The following is a 22,777-nucleotide window of genomic DNA, read 5'->3' on the forward strand; positions in this document are numbered from 1 at the left end:
GCGGGACACCTGCACTCACCCAATTGTTTAATGATCGGGTGTTGCGCCCTGATGCGCCCCGTGCCACCAACAATCCCGCATGACGAGCGTAACAGGGACCAATTCAGGGCCAGTGGAGGCCCCCGGCGATGGCTCTGCTGCTGGCGCGAACAATGCGGCGCTTAATCCCATCAGCAATGCAGATGCGCCGGGCAGCTGGCGCGAATTGCGCGGCAATGATGATATCCAATTTGAACAGATTGAAGTGCCACCGATTCCGCCGCGTGAACCGAGCTGGCTCGACGAAGTCATGCAATCTCTCGGCGAATTCTTTGCCCCGCTGGGCGGAATGTTTGGCGGCGCTTGGCCAATCCTGCGCTGGGTGTTCCTGGCCCTGCTCGTCGCGGCAGTGCTGTTCATCCTATGGCGGATGTTTGGACCGCTGACAGGACTAGCCGCGCGCGCAGCAGAGGCAGAAGAAGAAATTGAATGGCAGCCCGACCGCGAGCAATCGCTCGCCCTGTTAGAGGATGCCGACAAGCTCGCCGCTGATGGACATTATGATGAGGCGGTGCGCCTGCTGCTGCAGCGCAGTGTTGGGCAGATTGCTTCGGCACGGCCCGATTGGGTCGTCCCATCCAGCACAGCGCGTGAACTGGCGGCATTACCCGCCCTGTCAGACGCGGCCCGCGCCGCCTTTCGCACGATTGCAGAGCGGGTGGAGCGAAGCCTGTTCGCCCTGCGCTCGCTCGACGGCGGTGATTGGGAGGCCGCCCGCAAAGCCTATGCCGATTTCGCCTTGGCCAAAATCGAAGGCAGCCGCCAGAAACGCAATTTGATTGACCGCGACGCGGCAGCAGAGGCGAGCGCATGAGCGGCGCGCTGCAACAGGCAAACAACCGGCGCGGCGGCAGCAGCTTCAGCCGCCGCACGGTGCTGGGCCTCGTGCTGTTCGGCTTCCTCGCCTTTATCACCATGCTCTATTTCATCGGCGCGGGCGACACGCAGGGGAGCCGCAACAATGGCGCCGCCCACGCGGAGGCCAATGGCCTCAATGGCTATTCGGGTTTGGTCGAGCTGCTGAAGCTGGAGGGCGAAAACGTCTCCACCTCACGCTCGCCAAGCGGGCTGGAGACGCCAGACCTGCTGGTGCTGGCTCTGCCGCAATATTTCGACAAGGAAGAACTCGGCGAGATCCTGCAAAAGCGCGCCTATGTCGGGCCAACCATGGTGATCCTGCCCAAATGGTTCGCCTCTCCTTTTCCCGACCGCACAAAAGAGCGCGTGGAGCAGGATATTGAGGATGATTGGGTCGAGCTGGTGAGCGCGATCCCGTTCAATTGGGGTAAAAACCTGCCCGATCATTATGCAATCGAGACCAAGCTGAAGGACACGAAAGACGGGGCGAACAGCTGGGCCGGCCTTGGCCTGCAAGGCACATTGCCAACGGACACGAACATTGTGGTGACAGACAAAGGCAATGGCGCGTCTCTGGTGGTGAACCAGAGCGGAGAGCCACTCGCGCTCTCGTTCCAAATCGAGGACGAATATGGCAACACGGGCGACAATGAAGAGGTGGTCTTTGTTATTGAGCCTGATCTGGTCAACAATTACGGCCTGTCTGACCCGAGCCGCGCGGCGCTCGCCCTCACGCTGATTGACGAGGCGAGCTATGGCTATGACTATCCAATCGTCTTTGACCTCACGCTCAATGGCTTTGGCGGTTCGACCAACCTCTTAACCTTGGCATTTCGCCCGCCGTTTCTGGCCGCTACCTTGTGTCTGATCCTGGCCATGCTGATCGTCGGTTGGCGCGCGTTCAAACGCTTCGGCCCGGCGGCGGCAAGCGGGCCGGACATCGCCTTTGGCAAGCGCCGCTTGGTCGCCAATGGCGCTGGGCTGATCGTTAAGGCGCGCCGTCTGCGCTTGCTTGCAGACCCTTATGTCGCGCTGTCCGCCCGGCGGCTGGCGAGCAGGCTGGGCCTGACCAAGCCGGACGAAGAGGCGATTGACGACGCGGTCCGCCGCATATTGCCCGAAGACGCACCATTTTCTGTAAGGGCGCAGCAATTGCGCGCCGCCCAATCACCATCCGATATTCTGCGCGCCGCGCGCGCGCTCAACGAGCTGACAAGGAAACTCGAGAAATGAGCATGAGCCTCGAAGAACTGCGCGAATTGGCGGACGCGATCCGCGCCGAAGTGGCGAAAGCCATCGTCGGCCAAGACGAGATGATCGACCAATTGCTGATCGCGATGATCAGCGAGGGTCACGTCCTCTTGGAAGGGCCTCCGGGCACAGCCAAAACCTTCCTGGCGCAGAGCTTTGCCACCGCGCTAGGTCTTGATTTTGGCCGCATCCAGTTCACGCCGGACCTGCTGCCGGGCGATATTCTGGGCTCCAACCTGTTCAACTTCCAAACCAGCGAGTTCACCCTGACACGCGGGCCGATTTTCTGCGAACTGCTGCTCGCGGATGAGATCAACCGTACGCCGCCCAAAACGCAGGCTGCTTTGCTAGAGGCGATGCAGGAGCGCCGCGTCACTCTGGACGGGGAAACCCACCAGCTGGCGGAACGCTTCATGGTGGTCGCGACCCAGAACCCGATTGAGAACCAAGGGGTCTATCCTCTGCCAGAGGCGCAGCTTGACCGGTTTCTGTTCAAGCTCTTGGTGCAATATCCCAATGAGGCGGAAGAGACCAAGATCGTCACCAGCTATGGCCAGAAACAGGGGCCAATCCGGCCCGCCACACTGGGCGTAACGGCGGTGGCTGATGCGGCGAAACTGGTCGCAGCCAGCGGCGCGCTGGACCATGTAACGGTTGCCGAAGAGGTAACCGGCTATGTCGTGCGGCTGGTGCGGGCAACGCGCGAACACGCTGAGCTATCCGTTGGCGCCTCTCCGCGCGCCGCCGTGATGCTGGCCAATGCCGCCCGTGCCCGCGCCGCTCTGCATGGCCGCGCCTATGCCATTCCCGACGATGTGAAGGCGCTCGCCGTGCCCGTGCTGCGCCACCGTTTAACGCTCAGCCCTGCGGCGGAAATCGAGGGCCGCGATGTCGAGGCGCTGGTCGCTGAGCTGATCGAAAGCACCGAGGCGCCGCGCTAAACCCATGGCTCTCGCTTTGCCCAAACTGGCCAATTTGCCCAGCCTGCCGATCGTGCCGACAGAGCGCGCGGCGTGGCTGGCGGCTGGTTTTGCGCCCGTCGCGCTGGTGATCGCGGCGATGGCGCCGGGCACATGGATCGCGGCCCCGGCGGCGGCGGTTGTCCTGCTCCTACTGATCGTGCTCGATGCAGGGCTCGCTGGGCGCGCTGGGGAGTGGGACGTACGCGCGCCGCGCGATGCCGAGGTGGGTCAGCCTGCTGCGCTCACCATGTTGGCCGAATTTACCGGCGGGCAGATTTCGCGGGTCGAAGGCGCGCTGGAGTTTGATCCGCGCCTTGGCGGCGGCGGCCGCGCAGAGCTGAGCCTAACCCCGCATTCCACCGAAAATTACTACGCCGGCACCTATCAGACCAAGCCGGAGCGGCGCGGCACCGCGCAGGTTCCGCGCGCATGGCTGCGCTGGGCCGGGCCGCTGGGTCTTGGCGCGCGCCAACAAAGCCGCGAGCTCGATACCGAACTCAGGATCTGGCCCGACCTCTCACCCGTGCGCAGCCGCGAGCTTCAGACCTTTCTGCGCGATGCCCAAACCGGCCTGATCGCCCGGCGCATTCGCGGCGAAGGCACGCAATTTGAGGCTTTGTCAGAATACGAGCCCGGCATGGACCGCCGCCGGATCGACTGGAAAGCCAGCGCCCGCCATACCAAGCTTTACGCCCGCGAGAACGAAAGTGAGCGTAACAATCAGATCGTCTTCGCGTTCGATTGCGGACAGGCGATGTGCGAGCCGGTGGACGGCATGCCGCGCATTGACCGGGCCGTCTCCGCCGCCCTCACCGCATCCTATGTCGCGCTCAAAAGCGGGGACCGCGTTTCACTCTTTGGCTTTGATCAGCGCCCGCAAGTGATGACCCCCTTCGTTGGCGATGCGCGCGCATTCCACCGCCTGCAAAGCGCCGCGGCCTCGCTCGATTACACCAGCACAGAGCCGAACTTTACTCTCGCGCTCGCGACCCTGACCGCCAAGCTTCAGCGCCGCTCTTTGATCATTCTGTTTTCCGATTTCACCGACCCCACCGCAGCGGAACTGATGATCGAAAGCCTTGGCAGGCTCGTTGACAAGCATCTCGTCCTGTTCGTCACCATCGCGGATAGCGAGCTGGAGGAATTCATCGCCGAGGAGCCCTCAGACATCGCCGTGCTCGCGCGCAGCGTCACCGCCGATACGCTGGCCAATCAGCGCCGCGTCGTGCTGCAACGCCTGCGCCGCATGGGTGTCGATGTGATTGAGGCCCCGTGGGATCAGATCGGCTATCAGCTGATCGACCGTTATTTCATGATCAAGAACAGCGAGGCGATAGGATGAAGGCCCCTGTTATCTCCAGCTGGTTTGGCAAAACCCAGATCGAAGCGCCCGCCGATATTGAGAGCGCGGCGCTGCGTTCCGACCGTTTCCGTCTGGAGCGCGAAGGCGATTGGCGGCGGCTTGAAGAGATCCTGAAACGCATGGAGCGCGGCGGATTGCGGCGGGTGAGCGATGAGGATTTGCTCGCCCTGCCCACCCTTTACCGCACGGCGGCCTCCAGCCTTTCGGTTGCGCGCGAGACCTCGCTCGATGCGTCAACCTTACGCTATTTGGAGAGCCTGGTTCAGCGCGCCTGGTTCCAGGTTTACGGGCCGCGCCAGGGATTTGGCGGCTGGCTGCGTTCCTTTCTGTTTGGCGGGTGGAGCCGCGCGGTGCGCGAGATCTCGCTAGAGATTTGCATCGCCTTGGCCGTGATGGTCGCAGGCACAGTGGTCGGCTGGCTGCTCGTGGTGCAAGACCGCGAATGGTATTTCCGCCTCGTGCCCACCCAATTCCTCGACACCCGCGTGCCGGGCGCAAGCCGCGAAGTTTTGCAAGAATCGCTCGCTGTGGAACAGGATGCGAGCGGCCTATCCGTGTTCGCCGCCAGCCTGTTCAGCAACAATGCCGGGGTCGCGATCCTCGCCTTCGCGCTTGGCTTCGCGTTCGGCATCCCCTCGCTGATGCTGCTAGTGCACAATATGGCGGTGCTGGGCGCGATGATGTGGCTGTTTGCGGGCCAAGGGTTGATGGTGGAATTCGCCGCATGGCTGAGCGTCCACGGCACGACGGAGCTGTTCGCGATCCTGCTATCGGGCGCAGCGGGTCTCCACATCGGACGCTCTATGGCATTCCCCGGCCAACGCTCTGTCCTAACCGCAGCGGCGGAAAGCGGGCGGCGCGGCGCAGCCGTGATGGCGGGCGTGGTGCTGATGATGGTGGTTGCCGCGATCCTGGAGGCTTTCCCGCGCCAATTGGTCGGCGGCATGGAAGACCGCTTCTTGATCGGCGGCACTATGCTCGCGCTGTGGCTCGCCTATTTCTTTGCCTATCGGCCCAAGAATATTGAGGACACCGCATGAGCGCGGCGGCCAGCAGCTACCAATATGTCAACAAGAGACAGCGCACTCTGGTCACGCCAGAGGGTATCAGTGTGCCGATCGTGGTCGCATCACGCGGGTCGCGGGTGGGCGCATTGGTGCTCGATTTCGTGCTGCTCTATGTCGGTCTGACGATCTTCGTCCTGTTGATGAGCTGGCTCGCATCGGGGCTTTTTGATCAAATCGCGGACGGTATGGAAGAAAGCGTCTCGGGCGCTGGAGAGTTCATCGTCATCGTCTTCATCCTGATCCTGTTCCTGGCGCGCTATGGCTATTTCCTCGCCTTTGAGCTCGGCCCGCGCGGGGCGACCTTGGGCAAACGCGCAACCGGGATACGCATCGCCGCGCGCGATGGCGGACGCCTCACCGCAGAAGCCGTGCTGGCGCGCAATCTGCTGCGCGATATTGAGCTGTTCATGCCGCTCGTCTTCCTGATCTTCGCCCCCACGGGCGAGATGGGCAATGCTGGGCTAGCCGGGCTAGCCTGGTTCATGGTGTTCATGGCCTTCCCATTCTTCAACAAAGATGCTTTGCGCGCTGGCGATGTAATCGCGGGCACTTGGGTGGTCGAGGCTCCGCGCACGAAGCTGGCCGAGGCGCTGTCCACGCAGGGCGCCGCGCGCGGGCAGAGCGGCGTTACCGGCGCGCGCTATGACTTTGGTGATGAAGAGCTGTCGGTTTACGGGGAGCATGAATTGCAAACGCTGGAGCAGGTGCTACGCGACGGGCGGGGCGAGGCGATTTCGGCGGTCCACGCGACCATTTGCGGCAAGATCGGATGGGATCCGGGCGCCGGTGATGAGCGGGCTTTCCTAGAGGCGTTTTATGCGCAGCTGAGAGCGAAGCTGGAAAACGATATGCGCTTTGGCAAACGCAAACAGAACAAGTTCGCATGAGCACGTCCGGCGATCCTAAGGGAACGTCCACGGCTCAGCGGCGCGCGGTTCTATCCGGAATGCTGGCAAGCGCGGCGGCGGCCTGCGTACCGATTGATCAAAGCGCGCTCGGGCGGCTTTCGGCCCGGCTGCGTATTCTTGAGGCGGCAAGCGCTGGCGGCGCATTGGGCGCGGCCATCATAGATACTGGAACCGGGCAATCGATCAGCCACAATGGCGCCGTGCGGTTTGGCCATTGCTCATCCTTCAAGACCTCACTTGCTGCGCTGGTGCTGGCTCGCCACGCCTCTGGCGCAATCGATGCCGACCGCAACGTGCGCTGGAGCGAAGAGGAGTTGCTATCCTACGCCCCCTTCACCACGCCTCGCCTTCAGCAAGGGGCGACCCTGCGTGAACTCGCCGAGGCGACACAAAAGACCTCTGACAACACGGCGGCCAATGTCCTGCTGAGAGAGTTTGGTGGACCGGAGGCGCTCAACCAGTTCTGGCGCGAAATTGGCGATGATAACAGCCGACTGGACCGGATCGAGCCTGCACTCAACCATGTGCCGCTGGGCGAGGTTCGCGACACCTCCACCCCGCTCGCCATGGCCCGCACCCTTGCCAAGCTGACTTATGGCGATGTTCTACCACGGCAGGAACGCGGGCAATTGCGCAGATGGATGGCGGAGACGCAGACCGGGCTCAAACGCGTGCGAGCGGGCCTGCCTGAGAATTGGTCCTCTGGCGACAAGACCGGTACATCGTTCTGGCCGGGTATGGGCAGCCTGTATGTCGATATTGGCTTTGCCGAGCCGCCGGGCAGAGCGCCAATCGTCTTTGCTGCATATTTCCGCGCGAAGGGCACGCATCAGCGGGTGGAGCCAGCCGCAGAAGCATTGCTAGCTGAGATCGGCAAAGTGCTGGTCGATTTTGCGCGCGGCTAAGCCGTTTGCAACTTAGCGCTATTCGCCCGCAAAGATCGCCACTTCATTGACGCCGTCGCTGGTCGCCCGGCCCCGGTACATGCCGGTGGTGTTGAAGCTGTAGAGCGCATAGCCAGCCGGCTGTCACCAGGATCACGCCGCCGCTGCCGCCCAAATCCTTGACCTCGGCCATGACCGCATCGGCCTCCTCCTGCACGATTGCCTCGTCGAACATAAATTCAGAAGCGTGCACGATGTATGCGGGGTTTCCTTGGGCATCGACCGGCACGGTCGCTTGCGCCGCGTCAATTTCCTTGTCGAAGCGGAAGCGCAGCCGCGAACAAATCTCTTTCGCGACGCCCACCCGGATGAAATATTCGCCTGAGCCCGTGGCCGAGACCGCGCAGGAGCGATTGTCGGCATAATTGCCAGCGCCAATCATGGGAGAATCCCCAATGCGGCCCCAACGCTTGCCGGTCATCCCGCCGGTCGATGTGCCTGCGGCCAAATTGCCGCTGAGATCGAGCGCCACTGCGCCCACGGTGCCGAATTTGTGGTCAACATCAATCGCAGAAAGCTGACGCGCTTTCATCCGCTCCAGCGCCTCACGCCGCCGCTCGGTCGCGAACCATTCTGGCCCAGCGGTCTCAAGGCCCTTGTCAGCTGCGAATTCTTCCGCGCCCGCCCCGCTCAGGAACACATGGCGGCTCTCGGTGCGCACTTTATCGGCGAGCAAAATCGGGTTCTTGATCGCTTTGACCCCGGTGACAGCGCCTGCGCTGCGGTCATTACCGACCATGATCGAGGCATCGAGCTCGTTTTCGCCCTCCCAGGTGAACACCGCGCCGCGCCCAGCGTTGAACAGCGGATTGTCCTCCAGCGGAACAATCGCCGCCTTCACCGCATCAACCGCGCTGCCGCCGTCTTTCAAAATCTGCGTGCCGCGATCAAGCGCATCTTGCAGCGCCGCCTCATACTCAGCGCGCAGCTCCGGCGTGATCCGCTCTGGATCAAGCGTGCCCGCCCCGCCGTGGATCGCGAGCGACCAGCGCGGCTCATTCGGGTCCTGCGCCGCGGCGGTTGTATGAAGGGAGCCCGCCAGCAGCATCGCTGAAAGCAGACCAAAAACGGATCGTGGGAGCGTGTTTTGCATGGCCGAACCATAACCCGCTGATCTGATTAGACCAGAGCCAAATAACAGGCCCCGCGTAACGAGAGTTTACATCTCGCCGCTGTTCGCTTGCCGCAGGAACCTATAGTCTTGCGCCAGCAAACTAGGGGATTTCTCATGCAAATTGGCAACTATCAATTTGACCAAGCACTGGCGATGGAGCTGCTTGAAAAGGCAGCTTTCGCAGTCGCAATCTTGGTCGTCACATGGCTGCTCGCGAAAGCAGCCAAATGGGCTTTCGCGGCGCTCGTCGATAGAGTCGGCATTTTTCAGCGCACCGCCGGTAGCGGCGAGAGCATCGGCGCTTCGCTCGGTAAAATTGTCTCTTTGCTGATCTGGCTGTTTGGCCTGCTCGGCATCTTGCAAGTGCTTGAGCTCGATGGGGTCGCAGGCCCGATCAACGAGCTGCTCAACACTGTTATGGGCTATATCCCGAACTTGGTCGGCGCTGGCTTGCTGCTGTTCATCGGCCTGATGATTGCCGGTATTGTCCGCGATATTGCGATCACCGCGATGCAAACGCTCAACCTCGACAAATGGGCCAACAAAGGCGGCGTCGACGAGGTCACCGGCAACAATGCGATCAGCAAGACGCTGGGCACGATTATCTATGCATTGATCGCCATCCCGGTTGTTATCGGCGCTCTCGGCGTGCTCGACATTCAATCGATCTCTGGCCCGGCCACTGATATGCTGGCGATGTTCCTGGGCGCTATTCCGAACATTCTTGGCGCCTGCATCTTGCTCGGCATCGGCTTTATGATCAGCAAGTTTGTGGTCGGCATCCTGTCCGAAGTGTTGTCAGGACTGGGCATTGATCGTCCGGTTGCAGCGATTGGCCTGCTGCCAGAAGGCACCAGCGCCAGCGCGGTTATTGCGCGCGTTGCGCAAGTTGCCATCATGCTGTTCGTTGCCATCATGGCGACCCGCCTGCTGAACTTCCCAGAGGTGAATGAAATCCTCAGCGAAGTGCTCGCGCTCGGCGGAAAGGTCGTGTTTGGCGGTATCGTAATCGCCGCTGGCTTCATGATCGCCAATTTGATCGGCAAGCTGGTTGGCGGCACCGGGGGCAGTGAAACAGCAGGCACTGTGGTTCGCTATGCCGCTATGCTGCTGTTCACCTTCATGGGCCTGCGCTTCATGGGTGTCGGCAATGAAATCGTCGAAATGGCGTTTGGCGCATTGGTGATCGGCGGCGCAGTCGCTGCATCGCTGGCCTTCGGTCTTGGTGGGCGCGAATGGGCCGCCAAGAAGCTGGAGCAATTCGACAAATAAACTCTCCCCATAGCTGCTTGATTGAGCGGCTATGCACATGACGGGGCGCGGTGGCTATGTTACCGCGCCCCTCTTGTATGTGACGAAGGGATAGATCGGACATGAGCAAATTTGGCGCGCAATCGACCACGGACGAAGTGCTGTCGGGCGTGGATCTATCGGGCAAAACCGTGTTCATCACTGGCGGCAATTCAGGGCTAGGTCTGGAGACCGCGCGGGCGATGGCGGCCAAGGGCGCGCATATTGTGCTGGCTGGCCGATCTCAGACAAAGCTCGATGAGGCCAAGCGCAGCATTGCGGCGGAAACGCCCAGCGCTCTGTTGGAGACGATCATTTGCGATCTCGGCTCGCTGGATAGCGTGCGCGCGTGCAGCGCAGAGGCAAATGAGCGCTTTGCCAAGATCGACTTGCTGATCAACAATGCCGGCGTGATGGCCTGCCCCAAGGAAGCGACAGCGGACGGGTTTGAGCGGCAATTCGGCACCAATCACCTGGGCCATTTCCTGCTGACCAAGGGCCTAATGCCGCTGGTTGAGGCGGGCGCAAACAAGCGCATCGTCAACCTATCCAGCCGCGGTCATCACATTGGCCCGGTTGATCTGGACGACCCCAATTTTGAAAGCCGCGATTACAATGAATGGCTAAGCTACGGCCAATCCAAATCCGCAAATGTGCTGTTCACCGTGGGTCTGGAGGACCGCTTTGCTGGGCGCGGGGTCCATGCCTTTGCCGTGCATCCGGGCGGGATAAACACCAATCTCAGCCGGCACTTGAGCGAAGAGCAGGAGCAGGCGCTCATTGAGCGAGTGACCAGCAGCGATCCGAACTTTGCTTTCAAAAGCATCCCTCAAGGCGCGGCGACGCAGACCTGGGCCGCGACCACGCCGGAGCTGGATGGCAAGGGCGGGCTTTATTGCGAGGATTGCCACGTCGCGGAAATTGATGACCAATCCACCAAAGGCGGGGTGCGCAGCTATGCGCTCGACAAGGGCAATGCGGACCGCCTGTGGGCGCTGAGCGAGCAGATGGTGGGCGAGAGCTTTAGCGCCTGATCCCGCGCCGGAGCTGCGCTAAGCCTCAGCCAAAAACTGCCGGACCAGCGCGAACACATCCTTCGCCTCGCGCGTTGGCGTGACCGCCATGAACACATGCGGCGCGCCCTCATATTCATAGAGCTTTGCATCAACGCCCGCATCGCGCAGCTTATGCGTAAAGGTGCGGCTGTCGATGATGAACAGATCGTGCCGCCCAGTGAAAATGCGCGCCGCAGCGGCAATTGCGCCAGCGCCTCTGGCGCTGTGTATAGCGGGCTGCACTCAGCGGTGGCTGGATCGCGCTCATCGGCGAACATCGCGCCGCAGCCGCGCAAAGTGCCGATCTTCAGCATGATGTCATGCGGCTCCACCGCCTGCATCGCCGGATCGGCCATAGTCATATCAAGCCACGGCGCGAATAGAGCAAGCTTACCCGCCTGCGGTCCGCCTGCCTTCGCCAGCCGCAAGGCGAGGCTGAGCGCCATATGACCGCCAGCGCTGTCGCCGCAGATCACAATACGCTGCGGATCATGCGCCTCGGCGAGCTTAGCGAACGCCGCATCCGCCAGTTTGTCAGCGCGCGAATAATGGCTTTCCGGCACGACCTCATACATCGGTAAGGTGATGCTGACGCCCGCCTGACCGACCAGTTCGGCAGCGAGCGGCCAGTGCTCCTTGAACATCGGCAGGACAAAACCCCCGCCGTGGAAATAGAGCATATGCCAGTCCGCCGGGCCGGATTTGGGGTGCAGTGTGACAAGCTTCTGCCCTTCCGCCTCCCAATGTTCGACGCGAAATTGCTGCTCAAACTTGGCTAGGCATAGGCGCGTCGTTGGGGAGTTTGCGCGAGGCCATATAGGCGGCAAAATCGCCCGCATCATGCGGAAAAACAGGGGTTTTGCGCGACATGATCCATTTGACCAGCCGCATGGTAAGGCTGGCCTTGGCGCTGCGCAGTTCAATCGATGTTTCGCTAAGCATGGTCTCTCCCTTTGGGTAAGAGACTGAAGCAGCGGCGCTCGAAGTCAAGTCGGCGCGCGCATCGGCGAATGCCAAGACCGGGTCAGGCGAGCTCGATGATGAGCCCATCATTGAGCCAGCCGCCCAGCATCGCGCCAGCGCGCATCGCCGCATCGGCGATGTCTTGCTCACCGGCATTGTCGCCTGCCAGCAGCATGCAGATCTCGCCGTAACTAGCGCCGCTTTGAACCGCGCGAAATGCCCGTGCTTGCTCGGCATTGACCATGATGAAAACCGGCTGTTCGCCTTCACGCCATACCAAGCATCCGCCGGGGCTTTCGAGCGTAAACTCGCCCAGTTCTGCGCCGTCTTCGCTGAGGCTGTTCCAGATCGCGGTGAGATCATGCGCGACCTCGCGCGCGGCGGCACGCGGGGCAAGCGCCAGCTTCATCGCGCCCCAGTCTTCATCGCCAAACTCCGCCGTGGCCGCGCCAAAGCCCGCGCCATCGAGCGGCTCAGCATCCGGCGCCGTAGCCAACCCAAGCATGGTCCATTCGAGCCAAGCCAGCTCGGCCACTTCTGGATTGTTGCCGAACAGCTGAGCGCAGCTTTCATCAAAGCCCGCGCCCGCATCATCAATCGTCCAGCTGGCCGGGGGATTGGCGATCGCATGGTGCGCCGCCACCTGAGCAAAAGGCGCATCACCGACATATTGCTTCACCCGCTCAAACGTATCGCTGAGCGCATCCATCAAGGCAGAGCGGTAATTGCCGCGGTAAACCTGCATTCCGGCGGCCTGCGAATTGCCCCAACCCTCTGGCAAAGGAGCATTTTCATCGAGCACCTGCGCCATAAAGGCGGCCTGCTGCTGCGCGAGATCAGCGGCGTTCATGCGGGAACAGGCTCACGCACTTCATCGGCGAGCCCGCGCGCGCGCTCCAGCTCTGCCAGCAGCTCGCCCAGCGGCGGGATATTGTCATCACGCTCAATCATGGTCGCAACCGGTCCGGGCAGCATGCGCAAGGCCTTGGCATAAAGCGCCCACACCTCATCGCAGACCTCGCGGTCATGCGTGTCGATGATGATATCGCGCTGCTCCGTCGCTGGGTCGTGCCCTGCGAGATGGATCTGACGAACGCGGTCCAATGGCAGGCCAGTGAGATAGTCATCCGCGCTGAAGCCGTGGTTCTGACTGCTGACGTAAATATTGTTCACATCGAGCAGCAGATAGCAGCCCGTGCGCCGCGCCATTTCCGACAGGAATTCCCATTCGGTCAGTTCATCTTCGGGGAATGTGAGATAGCTGGATGGGTTTTCGAACAGCATTGGCCGCCCGAGGTGATCCTGCGCGCGGTCAATATTGGCGCAGACCGCATCGAGCGCTTCGCCGGTCAGCGGAAGAGGCAGCAGATCATGGCTGTTGTGTGCGCTGGTGCGGGTCCAGCACAGATGGTCAGAGACCCATAGCGGATCGATCCGGCGCTCCAGCACTTTGAGCTTATCGAGATAGTCCGCGTCCAATCCGCCCGCTGAGCCGATCGACATCGACACGCCGTGGATGATCACGGGGTGCTTTTCACGCACCGCCTCTAGAATGCGCAGCTGCCGCCCGCCTTCGATCATATAGTTTTCCGAGATAACCTCGACAAAGTCGACCGGCACATCCAGCCCGTCGCCCCGCTCCAGGAAATCCTCGTAATGCGTGCGCCTGAGACCCAGGCCAAAGCCGCCAAAAGGCGCGATTGTATCGTGTGAGGTTTGCATAACTTTTCCCGCCATAGCAGAAATTTAGCGGCCCGGTACGCCCACATTGCTCGTCCATTTGAAGGGTCGATTAATGGGAAGACGTGCAGATGCACCAGGCCGCCTGGCGATAAAAGCGCTCATGCTAGGTTTGAACGTTCCATCGCCAATCTTTGAAACAGTGCCAAGCATTGCGGCCGAGCAGTGCGATTTATGCGCTGCCTTGCCATGCTGGCTTCATGAAGTGTGTTCGCGCGTAAGGGCGCAGGCGTTACACCTCGGTGCAAACAAACATGCGTCTCTCACGAAGTTCAGAAAAAAATGCGGCGCTGTAACCAATCATCGGAGCGGCGCGAACTCATGGTCAGTTCCGGCATAAAGCTGGACCAACACAGTGATTTTAAAGTTTGGAGAAACATCATGAACGCCAAGTCAATCGCCACCTTCGCTGGCCTCGCCATGACCGCCGGTATCGCAGCCGGACTTGCAAGCACACCAGTTGCTGCGCAAGGTGCAAAAGAGAAGTGCTACGGAGTTTCAAAAGCAGGCAAGAACGATTGCGCCGCCGGTCCAGGCACCAGCTGTGCAGGCACTTCGACCCGCGATTATCAAGGAAATGCATGGACCTATGTCGACAAAGGCAGCTGCGTTAAAATCAGTACGCCAAAGGGCAAAGGTTCGCTAAAGCCAATTAAGCGCTAATCAGCGCGGCGAATTCTAGGAGGAATTAATGAGCAGCGTAATCTCACTATATGACCGGTTGGTCGGACTGTTATCTGGCCGATTTTTCGAGGGGCTTGCGCTGCTCTTAACCCGCATCGCGCTCGCCGGAGTGTTCTGGCGGTCGTACAAAACCAAGGTCGAGGAAGGCACCTGGCTTCAGATCAGTGAAGTGCAATACTTCATCTTTGAGAATGAATTTTCAGGCCTTCCTTTGCCGACCAACCTTGCGGTGCCGATGGCTACCTATGCCGAGTTTCTGTTCCCGATCCTGCTGGTGCTGGGCCTGTTCACACGGTTCTCTGCGCTGGCTCTGATGGGCATGGCAATCGTCATTCAGCTGTTCGTCTTCCCAACCTCTGATCACTTCTTTGGCTGGGCTGTTACGATCATCGCTCTGGCGCTGGCTCTTATCTCACGCGGCGGCGGGATCTTTTCCCTCGACGCTCTGATCGCCAAAGCGCGCGGTCAGTAATAGGAGCCGGGGTCCGTGATTGCTGACGAAGCCACCCTCGCCCGCCTGATGGCATCGGCACAAGACGGCGATAAAGCCGCCTATAATGTGCTGCTGTCAGAGGCCGGGATGTGGCTGGAGAGATATTTTCGCAGGCGCGTACCCCCGTCCCAGCTCGATGATCTGGTGCAGGACGTGCTGCTGGCGATCCATCATAAACGGGCGACCTACGATCCGACCCGTCCGTTTATGCCCTGGATGGCCGCGATTGCCCGCTATCGCTGGGTCGATCATTTGCGCAAAGTGTACAAGCACGAGAGCAAAGAGATCGAAGATGATGATGCGGTGCAGGATAGCGAAGAAGAAGTGACCCTGGCCCGGGTTAGCCTTGAGCGGCTGTTTAGCCACCTCAATGAAAGCCAGGCAGAGGCCATTGAATTGGTCAAAATCGAGGGGCTTTCGATCCGCGAAGCCTCCCAAAGAACAGGCCAGAGCGAAAGTCTGGTCAAAGTGAATATACATCGCGGCTTGAAGAAGCTGGCCGCGCTGGTTGAGAAAGCTGAATAAGATGAACACATCACGCGAAAACATGATTGCCGGGCTGGCTGACGATCTGGAACCGGTCCGCCGGATTACGGTTCAAGGCGGCCTGCTGCTGGTGGGCTTTGCCACGCTGGTTGCATTCGGCGTGTCCGTCGCCGTGTTCGACTTCTGGTTCGGCATGTTCGAGGGCAAGGCCTCCTCGTTCTTCTGGGTCACCAATGGCCTGGTCTTGCTGCTTGGCGTGGCCAGCGCATTGGCACTGGTCATGGGCGGATCCCCGCGCGTTGGTCAGCGCGAAAATGCACCGGGCTGGAGCGCGGCGATGCTCGCCGTCCTCCCGCTTACTGTTGCGCTTAGCGTGGCGACTGGCAGCCATGATCATGGCGAGCTGGTCACCCCGGTTGCTTGGATGTGCACCAAGGCATCGCTGTCTGCGGCATTGCTGGTCGGCTTTGCCTCGATCCTGTGGCTGCGCCGCGGCGCGCCGGTCTCGCTGGAGCGTTCCGGCTGGCTGACAGGCACGGCGGCGGGCGCGCTTGGCACGTTCGCTTACGGCATCACTTGCCCGGTCGACAGCGTCGCGCACCTTGGCCTGTGGCATGTTACCCCCGTGGCAATCGCGGCTGTGATTGGCCGGATCGTGGTTCCCCCGCTGATCCGCTGGTAACAGCCAAACCTCACAAGATTTAAGCGGCGGTCAGCATCCAGTTGGCCGCCGTTTTTGTATGCGCGGCCTGCCCCTCAAGCGCCTGCGTCATTGCCCCTGCCCATCAACGCGCCTATATCATCGCGCATGTCTTCAATACGGCCCTGGCGCGATATCGAACGGCGGCAATGCCGCCAAATCATGGTTGGCGATGTGCCGGTGGGCGGCGATGCGCCGATCACCGTGCAAACCATGACCAACACCCCCACCGAAGATGCGGTCGCGACGCTCGATCAGATCCGCCGCTGCGAGGAAGTGGGCGCGGATATCATCCGGGTGTCTTGCCCGACAGAAGAAGCCACCGCCGCCTTTAGCAAGATCACCAAGGCTGCACGCATTCCGATCGTCGCCGACATTCATTTCCACTACAAACGCGCGCTAGAGGCAGCCGATGGCGGCGCCGCATGCCTGCGCATCAACCCCGGCAATATCGGCAGCAGCGAGCGCGTGGGCGAAGTTGTTCGCGCGGCCAAGGCCAATGGCTGCGCGATCCGCATTGGCGTGAACGCAGGCAGCCTGGAGAAGCACCTGCTGGAAAAATACGGTGAGCCCTGCCCAGAGGCGCTGATCGAAAGCGCGCTTGATCATATCAAGCTGCTTCAGGATCATGATTTTCACGAATTTAAGGTCGCGGTGAAAGCCAGCGACGTGTTCCTGGCGGTCGCAGCCTATCACGGCCTTGCCGAAACCGTCGATTGCCCGCTGCACCTCGGCATTACCGAAGCTGGCGGTCTGATCGGCGGCACGGTCAAATCCTCGATCGGCATGGGTTCGCTCCTCTGGGCCGGAATCGGTGACACGATCCGCGTCTCACTGTCGGCGGAGCCGGAGGAAGAAGTCAAAGTCGGCTATGAAATGCTCAAATCACTGGGCCTGCGCACACGCGGCGTTCGCGTCGTGTCCTGCCCCAGCTGCTCACGCCAGGGCTTTGACGTGATCCGCACGGTTGAGACGCTGGAGAAACGGCTCGAGCATATCAAGACGCCGATGTCGCTCTCCGTGCTCGGCTGCGTCGTCAACGGTCCGGGCGAAGCGCGCGAGACCGATATTGGCCTAACCGGCGGCGGCAATGGTAAGCACATGGTCTATCTCTCCGGCGTGAAAGCGCATGCGATTGACGATGAGGACACGCTCGAACACATCGTCAGACTGGTCGAGGAAAAGGCAGCGAAGATCGAGGCCGGGGAAGCCACCGCCTTTGATCCGCACGCAGCCGAGGCGGCCGAGTGATCAAGCAGCTGTTTGGGGGATTGGCCGGAGGCTTGCTGGCGGCCGGCGGCGTCATGGCGGCAGGCACCCTGTCCGCGTCCGCTTCGCACGACTATCCCGAGGCCAAGGCCTATGACGTTTCGCAGAGCGTGAGCGCCGATGTCGACGCCGCCTTTGAGCGCGCAGCGGCAAACGGCAAGCTCGTGATGCTGGTGATGGGCGCAAACTGGTGCCATGACAGCCGCGCGCTCGCCGGATGGCTCGAGACCGAGCGCCTCGCCAAGCTGGTCGATGAAAAATACGAGCTGGTGTTCATCAATGTCGGCATGCCGCAATCGGGCGACGGACATAACCTAGAGATCGCTAAGCGCTTCGGCGTAGACGACCTGCCCGGCACGCCCAATGTGCTGATCGTGACGGCAGAAGGCAAGCTGCTCAACGCCGACACAGCGACCTCTTGGCGCAACTCCGCAAGCCGCAGCGAAGATGAGATTTATGGCGAGCTTTCGGCGGTCGCACAAAAGAGTGAAACAAACCCAAGATAGAGGGATTCCATCTGGTGGTAGAAAGCCTGCTGCTTGCTGTGGCACTTGCGATGGACTCCTTTGCCGTGGCGCTGACCCAAGGGGCACGGTTTCGACCTTCGTGGCGAGGCGGCTTCTTGATCGCGCTCACTTTTGGCCTGTTTCAAGCCGGAATGCCTCTCATCGGCTGGGGTCTTGGAGAAGCCACGCTATCCTATCTCGCAGCCATTGATCACTGGATCGCCTTTGGTCTGTTGAGCTTCCTTGGCGCTCGAATGCTTGGCGGCTACGCAAAAGAAGCTGACGCATCAGAACGGCTCACAGGGCTAACGCTGCTGATTGCAGGTTTTGCCACCAGCATCGATGCATTGGCCGTGGGGTTTACCATGCCTGCCATGCGTATCGCACCATTGCCTGCTGCAGCTCTGATTGGGGCCGTCACATTTGTATTAAGCGGGGCCGGTGCGGCGATAGGCCGCGCGGTCGGCGATTTGCTGGGTCCATGGGCTGAGCGATTGGGAGGCATAATCCTTATCGCGCTTGGTGTTGCCATCCTTGTCGAGCATTTGGGATAAGGCCAAGCCAATGCTCCACGTTGTTCATCACGCCGACTACATGGCCCCTCGCCCAGAGCGCGGCACCTTTAAGTTCGACAAATATTACCTGGTTATGGAGGCGCTCCGGGATAGCGGCGCGGCGATCACGGAGCACGCGCCAGAGCCGATTGCGCGAGAGTGGCTGGAGGCGGTGCATGATCCGGCCTATGTCGAGGAGGTTTTCACCGCCAGCGTCCCGCGCGAAAAGGAACGCCGCATCGGCTTTCCCGTCACACCGCATATCGCCAGCCGCGTCGCTCATACCAATGGCGGCACATGGCTCGCGGCGAAGCTGGCGATGGAGCACGGCTACGCTGCGAACAGCGCCGCTGGCAGCCATCATGCGCTGGAGAACACTGGTGCGGGTTACTGCGTGTTCAACGATCTTGCCGTCGCCTCCAACCGCCTGATCGAAGAAGGGGATGCGGCGCGCATTTTGATCGTCGATCTGGACGTGCATCAGGGCGATGGCACCGCCAGCCTCACCGCGCTGCGCGATGATATCTTCACGCTCTCGCTTCATGCGGAGAAGAATTTCCCGGTGCGAAAAGCGCGTTCAAACCTGGATGTGCCGCTGCCCGATGGGGTGGATGATGATGGCTATATGGAGGCGCTGACGCTGCATCTGCCGCGCGTCTTCGCTGAATTCGCGCCCGATTTCGTGTTCTATCAGGCGGGCGTTGATCCGCATGCGGAGGATAAGCTCGGGCGGCTGGCTCTGTCCGACGAAGGGCTGACAATGCGGGATCGCTATGTCGTGCGTGAGGCGCGGTCGCGGGGGCTGTCTATCGCCAGCGCGCTAGGCGGTGGGTACGGCGATGATCAGGCGGAGGTTGGCGCCCGCCATGCCCGCTCCATGCTGGCGATGGCGGATGAAAACGCGCAGGCCTCTGCGCACCGCGCCACTCTTTAGAGAGGCTTAATCTCGCCCGGCTAAGCTACGCGGCGATGGAACGCTATCTCTTCTTCGCGCTTGCCGCCTGCGGCTTTGCCTATCTCGCTGTGCCCTCTGCTGATGAGGATACACCTGAGAGCGAGACGAGCGCGTCTGCATCACGCTTTGGCAGCGTGACCTCCGACCAATCGCAATCCAACGCGGCGTGGTCTGCCGACGAGCACGTGCTTGAGCGCAAACCCGATGGGCACTTTTACGCCTCCGCCTATGTCGATGGCGCGGATATCCGCATGTTGGTCGACACCGGGGCGAGCGTGATCGCGCTGACCGCGGATGATGCGCTGGCCGCCGGCCTGCAATGGGACGAGAGCGAGATTCGCCATATTGGTGCAGGCGCGAGCGGCGCGGTTTACGGCGTTCCCACCCAGCTGAACGAGGTCGAGATTGGCGGGATGATGCGGCGCAATATCCCCGCCGTGATCATTCCTGAGGGGCTCGGCATATCGCTGCTCGGCCAGTCCTACCTCTCCAAGGTTGGCACGGTCGAAATCGCCGATAATCGTATGGTGATGAGCGCGCAGTAGCTCGCACTAAGCCCGCCTTCAAAAATAGATGTCGATGTAATCGGTTAGCCGGTCGCACCATTCAAATTCCCGCAGCCGCCAATATTTGCGGTTCTGCGTTATGCCAAAACGCCACTCTTTATTCCCGCGGCAAAAGCGCTCAGCACCTGGCGAGCCGATGATCTTGATCTCGCCCTGAAACAAGAAATAGTCGGCGCCAATCTCGCTGATGCGCCCTTCCAGCTTTAGCCTCGCGTCCCCCTCGCCCTTATGTTCGGCATTGAACCACCAGACGCCATCCTCATCGATCGCGATAAAGACCGGGCCACGCTTTTCCCAGCCGATCCATTGCAAAGTCACACCAGAATTGCCGAACAACCGCTCCGCTGCGGCCTGATCGGTAATCTTGGTCGGCGTTTCAGGGATTTCGTTGGTCTCCACCGTGATGATCGATGGGCCTTCCGCAATATTCTTACGCACGATGACACGGTCGCTAAGCGCTGTCAGATGCGTTGAGCCTGCGGAAACTGGCTCCGCTATCTCCTTGTCAGTCTCAACCGGCCGCTCATACTCCGATTGCGACTGCACCACCGGCGGCGGCGCTGGCGGGGCGCTCTCAGCCGAAGCAATACACCCACTCAGCAGCAAGCCCCCTGAAACCAAGGCAAAAACCGCCTCTCTGCGCATGTTCATTTGCTCAATCCCCGCTTGCATGGCCTTGCGCGACGCAGCAAAAAAAGCCACGCACTCCTCATAGATCACAGCGCAAGGGATACCAGAGCCATGGCCGAACTCGAAACTGATTATCTCGTCATTGGCGCTGGCGCAGTGGGGATGGCCTTTACCGACACGCTGCTCGATGAAGATCCCGATTGCCACATCACAATCGTCGACAAGCATGCAAAGCCCGGCGGGCATTGGAACGATGCCTATTCCTTTGTGACGCTGCACCAGCCCTCGAGCACTTATGGCGTGAATTCGATGGAGCTGTGCACCAACCGGGTCGACACGCACGGCCATAATGAAGGCATGTATCCGCTCGCCAAACATGCGGAGATCCTCGCCTATTACGAGCAACTGATGAACGAGCGTTTCCTCCCCAGCGGACGCGTTACCTATCTGCCGCTCAGCGAGTATCATGAGGGCCATACAGTCAAAGGCATTTTGTCGGGTGAGACCCGGCAGGTGAATGTCCGGCGCAAGCTGGTCGATGGCACCTATTTCCAGACCTCGGTCCCATCCACGCATAAGCCCGCGTTTGAAATCGCGGATGGCACGCCCTTCACCATTCCCGGCGAGCTGCCCAGCCTATGGAAGGATGCGGACAATCTGCCAGAGCATTTCGTGATCCTGGGCGCGGGTAAGACCGCGATGGACACCGCCGTCTGGCTGCTGGAAGCGGGCGTGGCAGCGGATCGGATCGGCTGGGTGCGCCCGCGTGACAGCTGGATGTTCAACCGCAAGTTCCTGCAACCCGCCGAACATCACCTAGACCGCTTGGTCGACTTCCAAAGGCGGCAAATGCGCGCCGCCGCCGCGTCGGAAAGCGGCGATGAGATGTTCGCGAAGCTGGGCGAAGAGGGCCTGATGCTGCGGATTGATCCGCAGACCAAGCCGGAGATGTTCCACTTTGCAGTGATCTCTGAAGGCGAGATCGAGATGCTGCGCAGGATCAGCCAAGTCTATCGTCAAGGCCGCGTCACGCGGATTGAGCCGGGCAAAATGCACTTTGCGAGCGAGAGCGTCGATGTGCCCGCTCGCACTATGTTCATTGATTGCACCGCCTCGGCTGTGCCGTTCGACGCGCGCAACAATCACCGCCCGTTCTTCGATGGCGACACGATCACCCTGCAATTGGCGCAGGCCCCGTTCGTGCCTTACAGCGCGTCGCTTGCCGCCTTCCTTGAGGCAAATTTCGACACCGACGACGAAAAGAACGCGCTGACCCCGCCCGCGCCGCTGACCGACACGCCGAGCACCTATCCAGCCGCGTTTCTGTCTAATTTGCGCAGCACCGGCCTGCTGTCGCAAAATGAGAAGACCAATGCGTTTAACGCGCGCAGCCGCTTGCACCCGACCGGCCCGGCGGTGGCCAAGATGATGGCGGAGGGCAGCCCGAAACTCGCGGCAATCGCCGATATTGGGCAGGTAGTGAAAGAAAGCATGCCGGGGATCATGGCGCTGGGGATGAAGGCCTTTGCTGAGCACAACGCGGCCGCACCGCGCGAAACATCGGTCACGAAAAACCAAGCTCAAGGGTAAGCCCGAAACCCGCTTCAAAACTGATAAGATTTTTGTTCACGAAAAGGATAGCTTTGCGCTAGTAGTTTAGGGATGATGAAACGGCGCGATCTTCTCAAAACTGGCCTAAAGACTGGCCTTATCGCAGGCGCGGCTTTGGCTGCACCTGCACTACCAGCCACTCTCGCAGCGCAGCCGATCAGAGGCTCTGCGCGCGACCGCAAACTGTTCGATATCGCTCAGCGCCAGCTGAACCGGGCAGGCGCGGCGATCTGGAAACGCGATATCGTGGGCATTGCCGATTTCGGCGTGCATTCAGCGCAGCGGCGGTTCCACTTCGTCAATTTGGACCGCCAAGAGGTGCAAAGCTATCACGTCAGCCACGGCACCGGCTCTGATCCAGAGCATGACGGCTGGCTCAACGATTATTCCAATGTCGAAGGCTCCAACGCGACCAGCCGCGGCGCCTATGTGACGTGGGAATGGTATGTCGGGCGCTATGGCACATCAGTGCGGCTGGGCGGGCTCGATCCGACCAATGATGCCGCGTTGCGCCGCTATATCGTGATGCACCGTGCCAAATATGCCGAGCCGTCGCATATTGATCGCTGGGGCTAGCTGGGCCGTTCCAATGGCTGCTTTGCGCTGGGCGAGGAGCAGTTTCGCATTGCCCTGCTCAACCTGTCTGGCGGACGTCTGCTGTTCGCCGACAGCCTAGGCCTGAACGCAGATGGCAGCATCGCGCAGCGTCCTCAGCTCGAGCCGCTGCAACCGGCACGGCCAAGTGATGTTCAGCGCTACGCTCCGGGGT

Annotated in this window: 25 protein-coding genes and 1 pseudogene; 20 read left to right on the forward strand and 6 right to left on the reverse strand. The window is 60.9% G+C overall.

What is annotated here, in order from left to right; translation table 11 throughout:
- Positions 1-79: 79 nt before the first annotated feature.
- From AC0V6U_RS11085 to bla, 7 genes are read left to right on the forward strand one after another with little or no spacing between them, the layout of a single operon-like run.
- Positions 80-853 carry a hypothetical protein gene (locus tag AC0V6U_RS11085; RefSeq protein WP_472643227.1) on the forward strand — a complete coding sequence of 258 codons (774 nt, stop codon included), beginning with the start codon at positions 80-82 and terminating at the stop codon, positions 851-853.
- Positions 850-2,130, forward strand: a complete 1,281-nt coding sequence (locus AC0V6U_RS11090) for a DUF4350 domain-containing protein (RefSeq protein ID WP_472643228.1) — start codon at positions 850-852, stop codon at positions 2,128-2,130. Before AC0V6U_RS11085 ends, AC0V6U_RS11090 begins: the two co-directional genes overlap by 4 nt.
- A gap of 2 nt (positions 2,131-2,132) precedes the next feature.
- The gene (locus AC0V6U_RS11095) at positions 2,133-3,089 is read left to right on the forward strand and encodes an AAA family ATPase (RefSeq protein WP_472645755.1); all 957 of its coding nucleotides are present in this window, start codon (positions 2,133-2,135) and stop codon (positions 3,087-3,089) included.
- Between the two features lie 4 nt (positions 3,090-3,093).
- Positions 3,094-4,452: a DUF58 domain-containing protein gene (locus AC0V6U_RS11100; protein WP_472643229.1), complete on the forward strand. Its 1,359-nt coding sequence runs from the start codon at positions 3,094-3,096 to the stop codon at positions 4,450-4,452.
- Positions 4,449-5,513, forward strand: coding sequence for a stage II sporulation protein M (locus AC0V6U_RS11105; protein WP_472643230.1), 1,065 nt, complete (start codon positions 4,449-4,451; stop codon positions 5,511-5,513). The genes AC0V6U_RS11100 and AC0V6U_RS11105 overlap by 4 nt, the downstream gene beginning before the upstream one ends.
- Entirely contained in the window at positions 5,510-6,427 is a 918-nt protein-coding gene (locus AC0V6U_RS11110; RefSeq protein ID WP_472643231.1) for an RDD family protein, read from the forward strand. Before AC0V6U_RS11105 ends, AC0V6U_RS11110 begins: the two co-directional genes overlap by 4 nt.
- Positions 6,424-7,353 (forward strand): class A beta-lactamase, encoded by a 930-nt coding sequence (bla, locus tag AC0V6U_RS11115; RefSeq protein ID WP_472643232.1) that lies wholly within the window; start codon positions 6,424-6,426, stop codon positions 7,351-7,353. Before AC0V6U_RS11110 ends, bla begins: the two co-directional genes overlap by 4 nt.
- An 18-nt stretch (positions 7,354-7,371) precedes the next feature.
- Here bla and AC0V6U_RS11120 read toward each other — a convergent pair.
- Positions 7,372-8,440 (reverse strand): annotated as a pseudogene (locus tag AC0V6U_RS11120) (isoaspartyl peptidase/L-asparaginase family protein).
- Between the two features lie 180 nt (positions 8,441-8,620).
- On the opposite strand from AC0V6U_RS11120, the gene AC0V6U_RS11125 reads away from it, so the two are divergent.
- Both AC0V6U_RS11125 and AC0V6U_RS11130 read left to right on the forward strand, forming a co-directional pair.
- Complete coding sequence (locus AC0V6U_RS11125; RefSeq protein ID WP_472643233.1) at positions 8,621-9,778, forward strand: mechanosensitive ion channel; 1,158 nt, start codon at positions 8,621-8,623, stop codon at positions 9,776-9,778.
- 101 nt (positions 9,779-9,879) lie between these two features.
- Positions 9,880-10,830 carry an SDR family NAD(P)-dependent oxidoreductase gene (locus tag AC0V6U_RS11130; RefSeq protein WP_472643234.1) on the forward strand — a complete coding sequence of 317 codons (951 nt, stop codon included), beginning with the start codon at positions 9,880-9,882 and terminating at the stop codon, positions 10,828-10,830.
- Here AC0V6U_RS11130 and AC0V6U_RS11135 read toward each other — a convergent pair.
- From AC0V6U_RS11135 to bufB, 4 genes are all read right to left on the reverse strand, one after another.
- Positions 10,752-11,531: an alpha/beta hydrolase fold domain-containing protein gene (locus tag AC0V6U_RS11135; RefSeq protein ID WP_472643235.1), complete on the reverse strand. Its 780-nt coding sequence runs from the start codon at positions 11,529-11,531 to the stop codon at positions 10,752-10,754. The two genes, AC0V6U_RS11130 and AC0V6U_RS11135, sit on opposite strands and share 79 nt — an antisense overlap.
- 85 nt (positions 11,532-11,616) lie before the next feature.
- The gene (locus AC0V6U_RS11140; protein WP_472643236.1) at positions 11,617-11,793 is read right to left on the reverse strand and encodes a hypothetical protein; all 177 of its coding nucleotides are present in this window, start codon (positions 11,791-11,793) and stop codon (positions 11,617-11,619) included.
- 82 nt (positions 11,794-11,875) lie between these two features.
- A complete protein-coding gene (locus tag AC0V6U_RS11145; protein WP_472643237.1) occupies positions 11,876-12,664 on the reverse strand; it encodes an HvfC/BufC family peptide modification chaperone in 789 nt (262 codons plus the stop codon).
- On the reverse strand, positions 12,661-13,536 hold the full coding sequence (gene bufB / locus AC0V6U_RS11150; RefSeq protein WP_472643238.1) for an MNIO family bufferin maturase: 876 nt from the start codon (positions 13,534-13,536) through the stop codon (positions 12,661-12,663). Before bufB ends, AC0V6U_RS11145 begins: the two co-directional genes overlap by 4 nt.
- Positions 13,537-13,935: 399 nt before the next feature.
- Here bufB and AC0V6U_RS11155 point away from each other — a divergent pair, with 399 nt between their 5' ends.
- From AC0V6U_RS11155 to AC0V6U_RS11195, 9 genes are all read left to right on the forward strand, one after another.
- Entirely contained in the window at positions 13,936-14,217 is a 282-nt protein-coding gene (locus AC0V6U_RS11155; RefSeq protein WP_472645756.1) for a BufA1 family periplasmic bufferin-type metallophore, read from the forward strand.
- 28 nt (positions 14,218-14,245) lie between these two features.
- Complete coding sequence (locus AC0V6U_RS11160; protein WP_472643239.1) at positions 14,246-14,710, forward strand: DoxX family protein; 465 nt, start codon at positions 14,246-14,248, stop codon at positions 14,708-14,710.
- A gap of 15 nt (positions 14,711-14,725) precedes the next feature.
- Complete coding sequence (locus AC0V6U_RS11165; protein ID WP_472643240.1) at positions 14,726-15,256, forward strand: sigma-70 family RNA polymerase sigma factor; 531 nt, start codon at positions 14,726-14,728, stop codon at positions 15,254-15,256.
- Between the two features lies 1 nt (position 15,257).
- The gene (locus AC0V6U_RS11170; RefSeq protein WP_472643241.1) at positions 15,258-15,899 is read left to right on the forward strand and encodes an NrsF family protein; all 642 of its coding nucleotides are present in this window, start codon (positions 15,258-15,260) and stop codon (positions 15,897-15,899) included.
- 126 nt (positions 15,900-16,025) lie between these two features.
- Positions 16,026-17,168 (forward strand): flavodoxin-dependent (E)-4-hydroxy-3-methylbut-2-enyl-diphosphate synthase, encoded by a 1,143-nt coding sequence (ispG, locus tag AC0V6U_RS11175; protein ID WP_472643242.1) that lies wholly within the window; start codon positions 16,026-16,028, stop codon positions 17,166-17,168.
- Positions 17,165-17,692 (forward strand): thioredoxin family protein, encoded by a 528-nt coding sequence (locus AC0V6U_RS11180; protein ID WP_472643243.1) that lies wholly within the window; start codon positions 17,165-17,167, stop codon positions 17,690-17,692. Before ispG ends, AC0V6U_RS11180 begins: the two co-directional genes overlap by 4 nt.
- A gap of 50 nt (positions 17,693-17,742) precedes the next feature.
- Entirely contained in the window at positions 17,743-18,246 is a 504-nt protein-coding gene (locus AC0V6U_RS11185; RefSeq protein ID WP_472643244.1) for a manganese efflux pump MntP, read from the forward strand.
- 10 nt (positions 18,247-18,256) lie between these two features.
- Positions 18,257-19,180, forward strand: a complete 924-nt coding sequence (locus AC0V6U_RS11190; RefSeq protein WP_472643245.1) for a histone deacetylase family protein — start codon at positions 18,257-18,259, stop codon at positions 19,178-19,180.
- A 35-nt stretch (positions 19,181-19,215) separates the two neighbouring features.
- Positions 19,216-19,746, forward strand: coding sequence for a retropepsin-like aspartic protease family protein (locus AC0V6U_RS11195; protein WP_472643246.1), 531 nt, complete (start codon positions 19,216-19,218; stop codon positions 19,744-19,746).
- 18 nt (positions 19,747-19,764) lie between these two features.
- On the opposite strand, the gene AC0V6U_RS11200 is transcribed toward AC0V6U_RS11195, so the two are convergent.
- On the reverse strand, positions 19,765-20,469 hold the full coding sequence (locus AC0V6U_RS11200) for a hypothetical protein (protein WP_472643247.1): 705 nt from the start codon (positions 20,467-20,469) through the stop codon (positions 19,765-19,767).
- Between the two features lie 39 nt (positions 20,470-20,508).
- Here AC0V6U_RS11200 and AC0V6U_RS11205 point away from each other — a divergent pair, with 39 nt between their 5' ends.
- Together AC0V6U_RS11205 and AC0V6U_RS11210 are read left to right on the forward strand one after the other, a co-directional pair.
- On the forward strand, positions 20,509-21,987 hold the full coding sequence (locus AC0V6U_RS11205) for an NAD(P)-binding protein (RefSeq protein WP_472643248.1): 1,479 nt from the start codon (positions 20,509-20,511) through the stop codon (positions 21,985-21,987).
- Positions 21,988-22,059: 72 nt separating this feature from the next.
- Positions 22,060-22,584 (forward strand): murein L,D-transpeptidase catalytic domain-containing protein, encoded by a 525-nt coding sequence (locus AC0V6U_RS11210; protein ID WP_472643249.1) that lies wholly within the window; start codon positions 22,060-22,062, stop codon positions 22,582-22,584.
- Positions 22,585-22,777 lie beyond the last annotated feature (193 nt).

This window comes from Erythrobacter sp. W36 (genome assembly GCF_057364935.1).